At 41.4% G+C, this 12,546-nt stretch carries 14 protein-coding genes and 1 tRNA gene; 5 read left to right on the top strand and 10 right to left on the bottom strand.

What is annotated here, in order from left to right; translation table 11 throughout:
- Positions 1-103 precede the first annotated feature (103 nt).
- A tRNA-Thr gene (locus ACFIJS_RS05595) sits at positions 104-178 on the top strand.
- A 169-nt stretch (positions 179-347) separates the two neighbouring features.
- Here the strand turns inward: ACFIJS_RS05595 and ACFIJS_RS05590 are convergent.
- From ACFIJS_RS05590 to ACFIJS_RS05565, 6 genes are all read right to left on the bottom strand, one after another.
- Positions 348-572 carry a hypothetical protein gene (locus ACFIJS_RS05590; RefSeq protein WP_375650540.1) on the bottom strand — a complete coding sequence of 75 codons (225 nt, stop codon included), beginning with the start codon at positions 570-572 and terminating at the stop codon, positions 348-350.
- 228 nt (positions 573-800) lie between these two features.
- Positions 801-1,544 carry a lambda exonuclease family protein gene (locus ACFIJS_RS05585; protein WP_375650539.1) on the bottom strand — a complete coding sequence of 248 codons (744 nt, stop codon included), beginning with the start codon at positions 1,542-1,544 and terminating at the stop codon, positions 801-803.
- Positions 1,545-2,137: 593 nt separating this feature from the next.
- Positions 2,138-2,326, bottom strand: a complete 189-nt coding sequence (locus ACFIJS_RS05580) for a hypothetical protein (protein WP_375650538.1) — start codon at positions 2,324-2,326, stop codon at positions 2,138-2,140.
- 23 nt (positions 2,327-2,349) lie between these two features.
- Positions 2,350-2,538: a hypothetical protein gene (locus ACFIJS_RS05575; RefSeq protein WP_375650536.1), complete on the bottom strand. Its 189-nt coding sequence runs from the start codon at positions 2,536-2,538 to the stop codon at positions 2,350-2,352.
- 2 nt (positions 2,539-2,540) lie between these two features.
- Positions 2,541-2,930, bottom strand: coding sequence for a hypothetical protein (locus ACFIJS_RS05570; protein WP_375650535.1), 390 nt, complete (start codon positions 2,928-2,930; stop codon positions 2,541-2,543).
- 312 nt (positions 2,931-3,242) lie between these two features.
- Positions 3,243-3,560, bottom strand: coding sequence for an XRE family transcriptional regulator (locus ACFIJS_RS05565; protein WP_375650534.1), 318 nt, complete (start codon positions 3,558-3,560; stop codon positions 3,243-3,245).
- Positions 3,561-3,991: 431 nt separating this feature from the next.
- On the opposite strand from ACFIJS_RS05565, the gene ACFIJS_RS05560 reads away from it, so the two are divergent.
- Positions 3,992-5,062, top strand: coding sequence for a DUF1376 domain-containing protein (locus tag ACFIJS_RS05560; protein WP_375650533.1), 1,071 nt, complete (start codon positions 3,992-3,994; stop codon positions 5,060-5,062).
- Positions 5,063-5,196: 134 nt separating this feature from the next.
- On the opposite strand, the gene ACFIJS_RS05555 is transcribed toward ACFIJS_RS05560, so the two are convergent.
- Positions 5,197-5,334 (bottom strand): hypothetical protein, encoded by a 138-nt coding sequence (locus ACFIJS_RS05555; RefSeq protein WP_375650532.1) that lies wholly within the window; start codon positions 5,332-5,334, stop codon positions 5,197-5,199.
- Here ACFIJS_RS05555 and ACFIJS_RS05550 point away from each other — a divergent pair.
- On the top strand, positions 5,333-5,623 hold the full coding sequence (locus ACFIJS_RS05550; protein WP_375650559.1) for a hypothetical protein: 291 nt from the start codon (positions 5,333-5,335) through the stop codon (positions 5,621-5,623). The two genes, ACFIJS_RS05555 and ACFIJS_RS05550, sit on opposite strands and share 2 nt — an antisense overlap.
- Before the next feature lie 110 nt (positions 5,624-5,733).
- Positions 5,734-7,653: a toprim domain-containing protein gene (locus ACFIJS_RS05545; RefSeq protein WP_375650556.1), complete on the top strand. Its 1,920-nt coding sequence runs from the start codon at positions 5,734-5,736 to the stop codon at positions 7,651-7,653.
- Between the two features lie 40 nt (positions 7,654-7,693).
- On the opposite strand, the gene ACFIJS_RS05540 is transcribed toward ACFIJS_RS05545, so the two are convergent.
- The 3 genes from ACFIJS_RS05540 to ACFIJS_RS05530 all read right to left on the bottom strand — a co-directional run bounded on the left by ACFIJS_RS05540 (position 7,694) and on the right by ACFIJS_RS05530 (position 9,563).
- A complete protein-coding gene (locus ACFIJS_RS05540; RefSeq protein WP_375650530.1) occupies positions 7,694-8,134 on the bottom strand; it encodes a hypothetical protein in 441 nt (146 codons plus the stop codon).
- 338 nt (positions 8,135-8,472) lie between these two features.
- Positions 8,473-8,946: a hypothetical protein gene (locus ACFIJS_RS05535; RefSeq protein WP_375650529.1), complete on the bottom strand. Its 474-nt coding sequence runs from the start codon at positions 8,944-8,946 to the stop codon at positions 8,473-8,475.
- A gap of 353 nt (positions 8,947-9,299) precedes the next feature.
- A complete protein-coding gene (locus ACFIJS_RS05530; protein WP_375650528.1) occupies positions 9,300-9,563 on the bottom strand; it encodes a hypothetical protein in 264 nt (87 codons plus the stop codon).
- A gap of 276 nt (positions 9,564-9,839) precedes the next feature.
- Here ACFIJS_RS05530 and ACFIJS_RS05525 point away from each other — a divergent pair, with 276 nt between their 5' ends.
- Positions 9,840-10,409, top strand: coding sequence for a hypothetical protein (locus ACFIJS_RS05525; RefSeq protein ID WP_375650526.1), 570 nt, complete (start codon positions 9,840-9,842; stop codon positions 10,407-10,409).
- Positions 10,410-12,546: the final 2,137 nt, after the last annotated feature.

The following is a 12,546-nucleotide window of genomic DNA, read 5'->3' as shown; positions in this document are numbered from 1 at the left end:
CATATGTCATGACATAAGATACGTTTTCTTGCAAGAATATACAAATGTTCTCTTGCCTATTTTCTGACAATATGGCACAAAACAGCGCAAAGATTGAAAAAGAGCTGCGGTAGCTCAGTGGTAGAGCACTCCCTTGGTAAGGGAGAGGTCGAGAGTTCAATCCTCTCTCGCAGCACCATTTTATTCTTCTCTTTTTCTACAAACATCAATCACCTCCATCGAATCCTCCATCAACGAAAGTATCATACGCAGCATTCTCTCCCCAGTGAGAAAAACTCTTTCCTTTTTATTACTGCCTCCCTAATACTCAACATCAAAGCAGCTAAACCCACGCCTCAATACGTCTCCTATCTCACTTCTCCAACACCCTCTCTTTCCTTATCACTCGCCCTAACCATCCTTCCCCATTCTCTCCCTAAACCACCTGTTTCCCCAACACACCTACCACAGTTCCTCATGCATAGGCTCTTTATGCCTCCCTTTCCCATACCAACTAAAACAGATAGCCTCCAAAAAACAAAAGCATAACGCGCACCATTGTCACCGCAATAAAGAAGCATTTGCTCTTTCATGCGTAAAATAATATCCCCCAAGCACGTTGCTAAACACAAAAGCTCCTAAAGCCCGTGTCCCAATACGTCTAAACAAGCTTTAGCGGTTTTAATCCCCCCTTCAAACATCTTCCTCCATTTTCCAGCATGCTTTCCTATTCACTCTAAGCTCCCTGCCTGTACTCTCCTCAAACACCCCACTTGCTTTTCTCTCCCTGCTCTTTCCTTTTTATAAAACTTTGTCCCTATTCAACGCAGTACAGATCCCTTTCTTCCCCGCCTCCTTCTTGTTTTGCCCACCAGAAGACGCTTTGCATTCGCTCCCCGCTCTTTATTTTTCCTTTCCTTCAAAGCAATTTCTGTCCTTATACTAAAACCTGTCTCAACACACTTAATTTGCTGTACCATCTTCTCCAAAGCCTCATTAAAATGGCTAATTTCATTTTCAAGCTTGCAAATATACGCTTCATCACGATAAGCACGTTTAATCAAAGGTGGCATATCAGGCCAATAGAGCATTAAATCCACCCATTCGCGTTGAGAAATCCATAACCCTCCTTGACATTGTGCTTTATGTTCTGCTGGAAAATTCTTTTGCATGAAATGAGGGATCAAAATTTCAGGTTTTTTTGTTTTAATTTCTAATAAGCCATTTTTTCCCACAAAAGCATCGGGAGAAAATCCTTGTCCGCGATCATCTGCCAAAACAAAGCCAATACATTCAGGTTCTGTATGTGTAAGTTCCCCATAGAGCTGTCGTGCGGTTGGTTCTAATTCTGTTCCGCGTCTCATAGAAAGCGTTGTTCCTTCCTCAACGGTTTTTCCTGTAATTCTTTCTCCTGCCAATTTCATCATCACACTATGATATCGTGAAGTTTTTTGCCCCTGTTTTTTTTGTGCCATAACCATCTCAAACAAAGAAGCCGTAATCAAACCATTACGCACTTTCTGCCATTCTTCCGTTCCCTGAATACAATCGATAATGATTGGCATAGTATTTCTCCCCTTCATTTTTAAAGTGTTTTTTGCAATATATCCTCTTTGAAAAATTCACATTTTTTAAGCTGTTTCCCTCACACGGACTAAAAACGACACTATCCTTCAATATTGCGCCCCTGAAAACACAAAAACCTGCTTTTTTCCTCCTTGAACTTGCCTTTTTATAGGTTGGCACCTTGTTCAACGCTGTACTGCTGCTTCTCTTCCTCCTAAGCCTCATTTTCGTTCTCCAACATGCTTTCGTGTCACTCCAAAGTCACTGAACTTCCCCTTCATCCCTTCATTTCCTCATCCCCCAATAAACCAGCCAACCCCTTTTCCCCTCGCAAAGCGCCCGCAATTTCTCATACATAGGCTCTTTTCTTCATACCCCCCTGTCTCATATCGGCTAAAAATTTCCCCCACGTTCCCCCCCCCAAGAACGAAAGCATAACGCACATCATTGTCACCGCAATAAAAAAGAACTTGCCCATCATGAGTAAAATAATGCCCCCCTTAACGCTTAACACAAAAACTCCCGGAACCCGTGTATCCCAATACGTCTAAACAAGTTTTAACGATCTCACTTCTCCACCCCCTTCATTTCCTCATCCCCCAATAAACCAGCCAACCCCTTTTCCCCTCGCAAAGCGCCCGCAATTTCTCATACATAGGCTCTTTTCTTCATACCCCCCTGTCTCATATCGGCTAAAAATTTCCCCCACGTTCCCCCCCCCAAGAACGAAAGCATAACGCACATCATTGTCACCGCAATAAAAAAGAACTTGCCCTTTCATTGCGGCTCCCTTTTTCAATCTAGCTATTGCACAACGGAAAAATCATAGCAGCAATATTCTTCCTCCAATTTTTTTGCCATAAACTGAGCCACCTCTTGCGATATGAAAAGAACAGCGTTGTGTTTTTGTGGTTCGAGTCTTATTAAATTTCGCGTATTTCCAGCATAATAAAGTGGAATCCCTTGATAAGCAGTCTTGAGATAACTTAGCATATTTACCACCAATAATCTGTCAAGACATCACATGGGCGTAAACGATGCTGTTTTTCATAAGAGCCATAGAGATTATCTTCATAATCACAAGCCGCTCTTTCATTTAAACAGGCATGATAAGCTTCACTATTCAAAACAAATGGCTGCAATGGCGTATTTTCTTCATTCATTTCATGATTTTCGACATAAAAATCAGCGATTTGTTCTGTAACATCTTCAGCATGAGATGTCGTAAGATCGAGTCGTAAAACTCTATAAACAGTTTCACATTCTTCAATTAGTTCGAGCACTTCTTCGATTTCGTCGATTGGTCCTTCATACGTATTAGGATTTTCATCTTCACATAGAACGATAATGATTTCATCCTCTTTAACGAACGGAACATTTTTCATGATTTCCCCCTTTAGATAGTTGATAAAGCATAGCCTTGTCTTGACAAGACTAAATATAGCGTTAGTCTTATCTCCTCTATAGGAGAGATGTCAATCATTTTATCCTTCATAAAAGATATATTTTAAATCTTTACGGGGTTCAAATGACATATGTAAACAAAAATCTATTATTCTTTGTTCCCCTCATGTCCCTTTGTTGTTCTCTATTTGTTCTTACTTGGTTGCAATTATAAACACACAGGAGAGATAAAATGAGTGATATAATATTAATAAAATACTGGAGTCGTCTTGATTCAAAAGCACAGAAAGAAGTTATTTTGAAGCTTCGTCAAAGGGTCGCCGCAAAAGAGTCAAAATCGCCTGTCTCTCTTGTGGAGAAAGTTTTGAAATAAGCTCTATAAATTCTTTATCTTCAGGGCTAGCCCCTTTACCATAAAGAATATAATTCATACTGATATTAATTTCGTGACAAATTCGCGAGAGAGATTCGATTGTTGGCTCTTTCCCTTCAGAAAGAATAGAATGAAGATATCCCGCACCTTTACCGGAAGCAAGGGAGACAGATCTTTTTGACCGCCCACTTTTTTCCAAAGCGATTCTTAATCTTTGACGCCAACCATCGATATTCATAATTTCACCATATAGCGCGTCTTTTAAAAAAAACACGTCCTTTTTATAAAACGGGCTTGCAATATCCTCTAAAAAGGATAAAATTAAGGAAACAAATTTTACTTTTTAGGGGGGGGAAATTTTTTATTTTTGGATCATAAAAACAATTTAACCACCCTACAGGATATAAAAGACCACCTCCAAAAGCTTCTGCCCAAAGCAAATACCCAAAGCAGATACATTGAGAATATGTGGTACTCTTTATTTTTTCCATCACCGCAGTCTTAAATCGTAAGTTTGCATGCGCTTCAAGCACACCCAATCATTTATAAGCGTCGTAAAGAAGCCTCTAGCCATCATCAAACAGAGCCTAAACAAAACACAAGCTAAATCCCTATTTGCGCTTTTATCGTCAATAAAAATGTATAAAAAAGAAGAAAGTAGATTGCAGTATGAAACACGCTAATCAACAAGAAACTCCTCATTATGAATCGTCTAGGCTTCCATATGTTTGTTGGTATCAAAATGACTTTCTAGGAGGTGTTCGTGGAATGCGTGCACACGAAATTGGAATCTATACAATTCTTCTCAATGAAATGTATGCACGCGGCCGTCCTCTAGAAATATCGGAAGAACGTTTAGCGCGTCTTTGCGGTTGTGACAAGCGAACTTTTGTTAATGTTTTAGAAATGCTCATCCAAGAGGGTAAGATTTTAAATCTAGCCAATGGATTATGGAACAAGCGTTGCGAAAATGTTTTTAAAGAGCGTGAAAAATTGCTTGAACAAAAATCCTTTGCGGGGCGTTCTTCGGCAAAAAAGCGCAAGAAAATCAATGCTGAGATTCAACAACTGCTTAACGAGAGTACAAAAGATGCTGAACAAAGCTCAGAAGCTCAAAAGACAGAAGAAAAGAAAACACCTCACGGTGTTTTTGAAAAGAAAACTTTGTTTGATAAGATAGAACCTTGTTTTTCCTGCGAAGAGAACTTTGAACTAAGCGATCACCCGTCTCTCTCCTTAGCTCTTGATTCACCTCTCCCTTCCCCTCCACAAGAAGAAGCGGAGCAAAAAAACGCCTCCCCCTTAAACGCTCCGCAAGCCGATTTTGCCTCCGCCCCTATCGCGCGAATTGTCACGGAGGGGAAAACAAAATCCGCTACCAATCTCCCACCCAATAATCTCCCTGTATCCATCCCACCTTCTTCCAACAAAAAATCCACTGCCTCAGTTGCCAAAGGACACCGTCTTCCTGAGTATTGGCAAGCAGACATCAAGGCAGCAGTTTCAGAAGGCTTGAGTGAAAGCCAAGCCCATTGGCAAGCCAAGAAGTTTCGCGACTATTGGCAAGCCAAAAGCGGCAAAGAAGCTCTCAAAGTAGACTGGCAAGCCACATGGCGCAACTGGTTTCGCCGTGAGATCGAACGGCTCGAACAGCAAAAACAGGGAGGCTCCTCATCTTTCATCTCTGAGAACAACGACACGCTTTACCGCAGTTTGATCAACTATAGCGACAATTTTTGACATCATACGAATAATGTATTTTTCAAGCACGCACGGGGACAAAAAATGTTTAAAAACCATAAAAATAATAACAATATCAATGAAATAAGCCATTCATACAGCAAAACGAGTCAACATCATCCCTACTACTCTCATCACAAAAGCGCTTGCCCTACACGCCTCATCTCTTGCATGCAAAGGAACCAAACGCTCTCCAGCCTCCCTGTATCCATCCCGCCTTCTTTCAACAAAAAACCCGCTGCCTCAACTTGCCAAAGGACACCGTTTTCCATGCACTTGGCAAATAGTTATCAAGGCGGCAGTTTTAGAAACTTTCAGCAAATATCATACCCTTCAAACAACGCTCTCCAGCCTTTCAGCATCCATCTCCTCTTTTTCGAGCATACCCCTTCTTCTAATAACGACCTTACCAAAGGACACTGTCTTCCTGAGTATTGGCAAGCAGACATCAAGGCGGCAGTTTCAGAAGGCTTGAGTGAAAGCCAAGCCCATTGGCAAGTCAAGAAGTTTCGCGACTATTGGCAAGCCAAAAGTGGCAAAGAAGCTCTCAAAGTAGACTGACAAACCCCATAGCACCACGGATTTCACTATCAGATCGAACGATGAGAACAGAAAAAGAGAGTCCTCACCTCTCACATCTGAGAAAAGCGACAATAATATCACGAATGACCATGAGCACAATTTTTGAAATCAAACAAAAACTTATCTCGCAAGCAGATAGAATAGCAGAAATGCTTCTTCCCCAAGGGCACAAACGAGGCAACAATTGGATTGTAGGCAACACACGCGGCGAAGCCGGTCAAAGTTTATCGATTTGTTTAAGCGGCAGTAAAGCAGGATTTTGGTATGATTTTGCAGAAGGCATCGGAGGCGATCTTTTAGACCTTTGGTGTGAAGTCAAAGGCATTAGCCTCTCTCAAGCATTAGAAGAAGCACGCGCGACTCTCAATCTGACACGTCCCAAACCCTTTATGGTCCCCCATCGTTCCTATCGCCATCCACCGGTTCCTACAGGGCGCACCCCGCAGAATCTCGTAAAAAACTATCTCCACAAAGAACGCCACATTCCTTTAGAGGTTATAAAGCGTTACCGCATAGGAGAAGATGGTGAAAAAATCATTTTTCCCTTTTATAAACCCGATGGTACCCTTGCGTTAGTCAAAGAACGGCTGGCGCAATCAGGAGCAAAAACCAAACCAACAGCCTCCCAATGTGAACCGATTTTGTTTGGTTGGCAAGCCCTTTGCCTCACCCAAAACACCCCCTCAACAAACCACACCTCCCCACATGCACCCCAAAATGTACCCTCAACAGATCATGCCTCTACACATGCATCTCAGCATGTACCCTTCATGGAGCGCGCACCATTCCCCACGCTTTCTTCAACAAACCGTACAATTGTTATCACTGAAGGAGAAATTGATGCGCTTTCCTTAGCTGCCTATGGATATCCGGCGGTTTCTGTTCCCTTTGGAGGAGGCCGTGGGGGCAAACACAACTGGATTGAAAATGAGTTTGATCATTTAGAATCTTTTGAAACGATTTTTTTAGCCACCGATATGGATCAGCCAGGAGAAGAAGCAGCATTTGAAATTGCCAGCAGGCTTGGACGCCACCGTTGCTACCGTGTACATTTACCCTGCAAAGATGCCAATGACTGTTTAACCGCAGGGATTGATGCAGCCACCATAAAAGCCGCCTTTTCCTCAGCACAAAACTTTGCACCAGAAGGTTTACGGCGCGCCTCAGACTATAGAGATCAAGTGATTGGGCTTTTTTGGCCAGAGCCTGAAAAACATCTTGGTTATACGGTTCCCTACCCTAAACTGAAGGACAAATTGCATTTCCGCCCAGCAGAATTAACGCTTTGGAGCGGTGCCAGTGGAGCAGGCAAAAGCCAATTGTTATCAGACTGTATTCCCCATTGGATTGCGCAAAAGAGTCGACTTTGCTTAGCGTCTCTAGAAATGAAAGGAGAACAATCTTTACGGCGTTTAACCAAACAAACGAGCGGCTTAGAACAGCCGACAAAAGAGACGATTGAACGGATTCTTCATTTTTTAGACGATGGTCTTATTCTTTATGAACATGTTGGCAAATCAAGTGTAGATACCTTGCTTGATGTCTTTGATTATTGCCGTGCGCGCTATGGCTGCGATCAATTTATCATCGACAGTCTGATGCGGCTTGGCATTGCCTCTGATGATTATGCAGGACAAGAACAAGCCGTTTATAAAATGGTTGATTGGGCTGTTTTAAACAGTGTGCATATTCATCTTGTAGCCCATGCCCGCAAAGGCGGTCTGGATAAAGATATCCCCAGCACAGAAGATATTAAAGGCGCCTCAGAAATTGGCGCCAATGCCTTTAATATTATCACCATTTGGCGCAATCGACCGTTAGAAGACAAAATCTTTGCCGCCTCTCTCGCACAAGAAAAAGCGGATTTAGTCAAACGCCCCGGCGTTATTATGAATATAGCCAAACAACGTTCCGGCGATTTTGAAGGCAAAGTTGGTCTTTGGTTTGACCCTCAAACCTACCGCTATCGCTGTTCTTTTGAACAATCATTCCCTCGACGTTATCTTTAGCGCCCAATAAACCTCACTCTCTTAAAAAACGCCTCCGCTATCACACACACGCCTTGCGCCCACATAAACAACAGAAAGGGTAAATCCACAAATGACGAAAAACACCCAATCCTTTGAGAACCAAAGCCAGCTCCAACCTATATGCTCTGCTCCCACAGGCAAACAAAGAAGGATCGCTCCAACAATGGCGCAAAACACCACCCCCTTCAATAACCACAAACAACGCGTCACCACCCCATCTTGCTGCCCCCTCATAAGCCAAACTCAAGAGCCACTCCAACAGTGCAGCAAACAGCATCCCCATCAAGAACAGTAGTCCCCACGGTATGCCCATACTCCTCATCCCCACAAGAGCCAAAAAAGGACGACTCCTAAAATGCAATAAAACAGCACTTCCTTCAAAAGGAGGAAAATGCCAAAATACAATAAAAGGCCACCCGCCACCAAGAAATATCGAGGCGCCTGGAAACCCTATAAACACAAATGACAGCAAAATAAAAAGGTAGGAAAACACCAACAACAGCAAAAAAACAAATCGTTCGACATCAATATCCCAAATAACCCACAGTAAAATTAAAACTCACGCCCATAGGGGAAGAAAAACACCACCTACCTCAAAAACCGCTCCCATAAAACACGCGTACGCCTTACACCCTGATAAACCAAAGGAAAGAGAAATCCATTGATGCCGATCAATACATCCTTATTTGAGAACCAAAGCGCACTCCAACCCATACGCCCCGCTCCCTCAGCAACAAAAAAAGGATTAGCATCCAAATACAGAAAAATAGCACAAAATTCAAAATACGCAACGACTTCTTAAAACCGTATCACCTCGCTCGTGTATAAAAAAACCAAGAGTACTTTCAACAATGCAACGAATAGCAATACCTTCAAGAATATCCCTTCTATTACATCAATATTCCTTGTTCCAAAATAAGCAAGCCACAGGATAAAGCCCATCATGCAACAAAACATGACCGCCTTCAAGAACACTTGCCACGCAAACAGGGTCACTCTTGACGCCCAGATGCACCAAGCCAAGGACAGTTGGAAAAATGCAAGAAAACACCCCGCCCCCTTCAACAACAGCTCCCCGCGAACAGCGCACCTGCCCGCTCCCACATAAACAAAACCAAGGGGAGTGGCAATAAAGCCATAAAGCACCCCCCCATCTCCAAAACATCCACCCTGTAAACCCCAGAGGCTTTGCAGCCCTATAAATAAAATCAAGGCAAGAGCAAAAAAGCAGAAAAACCCTAACAACAGCCAAAAGATCAAATCATGCACCATCAAAATACCCCTTACAGCAATAACATCAAAGATCACGCCCATAAGGTAGAGAAATGCCGATTCTTTTTAATCCCCCAGCATAACACGCACACACCTTACTCCCTCCTGAACAAACAAAGGGACAAGTCCAACAGCGCCCACAAACGCCCCATCGTTCGAGAACCAAAGCCAGCTCAAAGCCATATGCCTCGCTCCGTTATGCGCCAACCCAACAACACACCAACACCTTCAATAAAGACACCCCACGCGATATCCACTTAACCCCGTACCCTCAAAATAAGCAAAGCCAAGAACCACTGCAGCAATGGCGCAAAACACCACAAGCCTTCAAAAACACGCTCCACAATACAGTCCTAACTATCTTCTCCCACCCCAAAAAACAAAGGACAGCTCCCATAATGCAAGAAAGCACCACCCCTTGCAAAAAACCTGCCACGTAATAACCGGTTGCTCTGCACCCTCATAAGAAAAACAAAAGACCATGCCAAAAATGCAGCATCAAAGAATGAAAGCCTAAACTCAAGAAGCCTTACACCTCTATAACCAGCCCAAGGACAAGACCAACGACAAGCCCCAAAAGGACGCCAAACACTCAGATATTTGAGAACCACAACCAAGTAAAACCAAAATGCTCAAGGCTTGCGCATAAACAAACTTAGAGGTCACACCAACAAAGAACGCAAGCACCCACTCTTAAAAAATACCTTCCTTGTAACCCCGAAAGACCTCATTCCAGCATAAATAGAAACAAAGACAAGAGCCCAAAAGCAGAAAATTGCCCATCCCGCAAAAAGCAGACATAAAAACGTATCCCTCAGCAAGCATACAACAGCACAATCCCATTTATTTGCATAAACATAAAGAAGCAAATTTAAAATTTTTAAGGAGATGCTATGAACCATCAAGAGAAAAAAAATACGCAAACCTGCCCTCTTAATCATCAAGATAAAGGAGAGCACATTGGTCATTTAAAAGCGCAAGAAATCCCTGTTAAAACCAGTAATCCTTATTTTCAACCCAATCATCCAGAAAGCTCTAGCAACCCCCGTACTATCAATGCCATTACTAATGCACAAAGCCATCCCATTGCACTTTTATACGCCAAAGGACATCTCAGCAAAGCCCAATATAAAGCAGCAGAACGTTTTTATTTTTACTGGCGTCAAAGCCAAGCCGACCTCCACATGAGCCTTGACTACACCCGTGAAAAAGTTTCCTGTAGCCAAGGATACACACACCCCATTGAACGTCAAATAGAAGCATCCAATCATTTAAAAACAATCAAAGTTCAACTGGGTATTCTTGGTTATTCACTACTTGAACGAGTTATTGGCTATGGACAAGCAATCAAAGAATTAAATTCTTCAAAACGCAAACAAAATTCCCTTGCCGATCATTTACGAGATTGTTTAGACTTGCTAGCATTTCATTGGGGATATGCAAACCATAAACATTCTGAATAATCCCCTCCTCGCCATTCAGAGCTGCCTCCTCTAAAGCCCCCACCACACTGCTCGAACATCCAAGCAGCTCCCTCCCCCACCTTTTCCATCACCTCACCCCCCAAAGAATGCAGCTTCACCCCCCACACACACACTCAAGATACACTCCGCAACCTTAAAAAAAACCTTCTCCCCACACCAGTCCTATAATCATGAGGTGCTCTTAATTCGTTTTTTATTGAAGAATAAGTTTTGTTCAAGATGCTTGCATGTATCATAACAGCTTTAAGTATAGTTTAATTAATGTCGAGTCTCAAAATAAATATTCAATTGAAAAAATATTTTTTATATTGATATCTTTTGAGTTCTCTGCTAATTACAACGCCGTGGTTTTTTAAGTATGAATTTGTGTCTTTAGTAGTGCGGTCTTTTAAATTCATTCTTTTTAACATGTCCTACTAGTCAATGTTAAAATTCTCCTGCTTTTAGTCCTCTGATTTCAACGGAGGACTTTTTTTTGTGACTGTACTTTTTTATAAATGTATTCTCTTAAATCACTCCCTTATGAGCTTATTATACTTCTCCATAAGATCTACCCGCAAAATAGATGATTCTTTTGTCAAATTGTCTTGCGTTCCATCCTCAAAGAACAAAGATTCTTAATCCAATCTGATCTACAAACAGCTTGGATACACTTCACTCTTGGTTTTCCATTCAGGTTTTTCAGCTAAACTCAAGACGCGACAAAGCAAGCTCTGCCTTAAAGATCCACCACGCCCTTTAAAAAACACTTAAACATATCCAAGGCAGCTTGTTTCATATTACCAAACCTCAAAGGACAGTGTTTTACGACATAACAGAATGATTTATATTTGATGACTTTCTTTATCGCCTACCCCACCAACAGGTTGATGTATCACGACAATACATTGATTTATAATTATAATCGACTGTTATTCATATTAAAATAAGAGACCCAAATATTATAGGGATTCTCTCATTTAAAATTTATTTCATGTTGCATCAATCAACACCATATCTTTTGCATGTTACAAACATGAGAGACATATGAAATAAAACACTTCAAAGATAAAGAATTAAAATGCCTCTTATAAACACTCTCAAGAGCCAAAGGCTATCATCACATTAGGCGCTAGAATAGTATGATAGTGCTGGCTTTCCCCTTATGAGATTTAAAAAAAAGGCTTATCCACTTCACAAGAGGTTTCTCCATTATCCCATTCACCAACATCATTGTGATGATAATGACGACATTATGTTTTTTAAACAAGTACGTAAATGTGCAATACAAATATATTCTGTTTGGAACATTCTGTTTTACATGAAACGCGTAAAACCCCATTAAAAAATGGAATCCCCATGAGAAAAAATCTAAAGCATGAGGATAAAAACATGAGGCAATGCGTAATCTCCATTCAGATACTGCTCTTTAACCGTCAAACCGAATAAAAAATAGATCTGGAAAAACGGAGGGAAGCTTTATCCATAGCACTTCATATTCTTCTCAAATATGTTCATCTTCCTGCTTTAAGAGATAAACTAAAAATATATACAACATCTCTCCTAACATCCCCCTTTTTCTAGCATCCCTCAAGAATCAAAAACTATACAGCTTATTTGGTCATATTATAAAGCACTGTTCTTTTAAGGCGATGTTGAAGCAGTTAAAATAATTGAAGTATTTAGCCAACGCCATTAGCAAAGCTACAAAAACAAACTGTAGAAAACCCTTGCAAATCTTGTGTAAACACAAAAAAAACAAGAAAAAAGCACAAAAATATCTTAATTATCATAGATATCTCTAGTATCCCTAATGATTATATTGACGAACAACCCTTATTACATAATCATCTTAAATATTGAGGATAAAGAATGAATATCCATAGCAAATACAACAACCGATTAATATAAGATATAGAAACAAATCTTTTGGCTATCTCTGTTTTTGATGGAATATGCCTTTCCCTATGGATGCACTCAGCCTTCAAAGAGTACATCCATGCCTACAGGATGCATCCCACCCTCATAAGGATGCATCCAATCCATGAGAGGATGCACTCCAGCCCTCAAAGAGTGCATCCTTCCCCTCAACGGATACTGCCCAAACCCTCATAAGGCAGCATCCAATCCATGAGAG

Source organism: Bartonella sp. OT172YNZD, assembly GCF_042193725.1.
Lineage (GTDB): Bacteria > Pseudomonadota > Alphaproteobacteria > Rhizobiales > Rhizobiaceae > Bartonella > Bartonella grahamii_A.
Note: the sequence above shows the minus strand (reverse complement) of the source record. Positions and strands in the feature narration are given on the sequence as shown.

Coding starts and splice junctions, on each gene's coding strand:
- ACFIJS_RS05570 (WP_375650535.1), bottom strand. CDS start 2,930: ATGAAAAATGTTCCGTTCGTTAAAGAGGATGAAATCATTATCGTTCTA.
- ACFIJS_RS05575 (WP_375650536.1), bottom strand. CDS start 2,538: ATGCTAAGTTATCTCAAGACTGCTTATCAAGGGATTCCACTTTATTAT.
- ACFIJS_RS05580 (WP_375650538.1), bottom strand. CDS start 2,326: ATGAAAGGGCAAGTTCTTTTTTATTGCGGTGACAATGATGTGCGTTAT.
- ACFIJS_RS05590 (WP_375650540.1), bottom strand. CDS start 572: ATGAAAGAGCAAATGCTTCTTTATTGCGGTGACAATGGTGCGCGTTAT.
- ACFIJS_RS05525 (WP_375650526.1), top strand. CDS start 9,840: ATGAACCATCAAGAGAAAAAAAATACGCAAACCTGCCCTCTTAATCAT.
- ACFIJS_RS05565 (WP_375650534.1), bottom strand. CDS start 3,560: ATGAATATCGATGGTTGGCGTCAAAGATTAAGAATCGCTTTGGAAAAA.
- ACFIJS_RS05585 (WP_375650539.1), bottom strand. CDS start 1,544: ATGCCAATCATTATCGATTGTATTCAGGGAACGGAAGAATGGCAGAAA.
- ACFIJS_RS05560 (WP_375650533.1), top strand. CDS start 3,992: ATGAAACACGCTAATCAACAAGAAACTCCTCATTATGAATCGTCTAGG.
- ACFIJS_RS05555 (WP_375650532.1), bottom strand. CDS start 5,334: ATGGAAAACGGTGTCCTTTGGCAAGTTGAGGCAGCGGGTTTTTTGTTG.
- ACFIJS_RS05550 (WP_375650559.1), top strand. CDS start 5,333: ATGCACTTGGCAAATAGTTATCAAGGCGGCAGTTTTAGAAACTTTCAG.
- ACFIJS_RS05535 (WP_375650529.1), bottom strand. CDS start 8,946: ATGGTGCATGATTTGATCTTTTGGCTGTTGTTAGGGTTTTTCTGCTTT.
- ACFIJS_RS05545 (WP_375650556.1), top strand. CDS start 5,734: ATGAGCACAATTTTTGAAATCAAACAAAAACTTATCTCGCAAGCAGAT.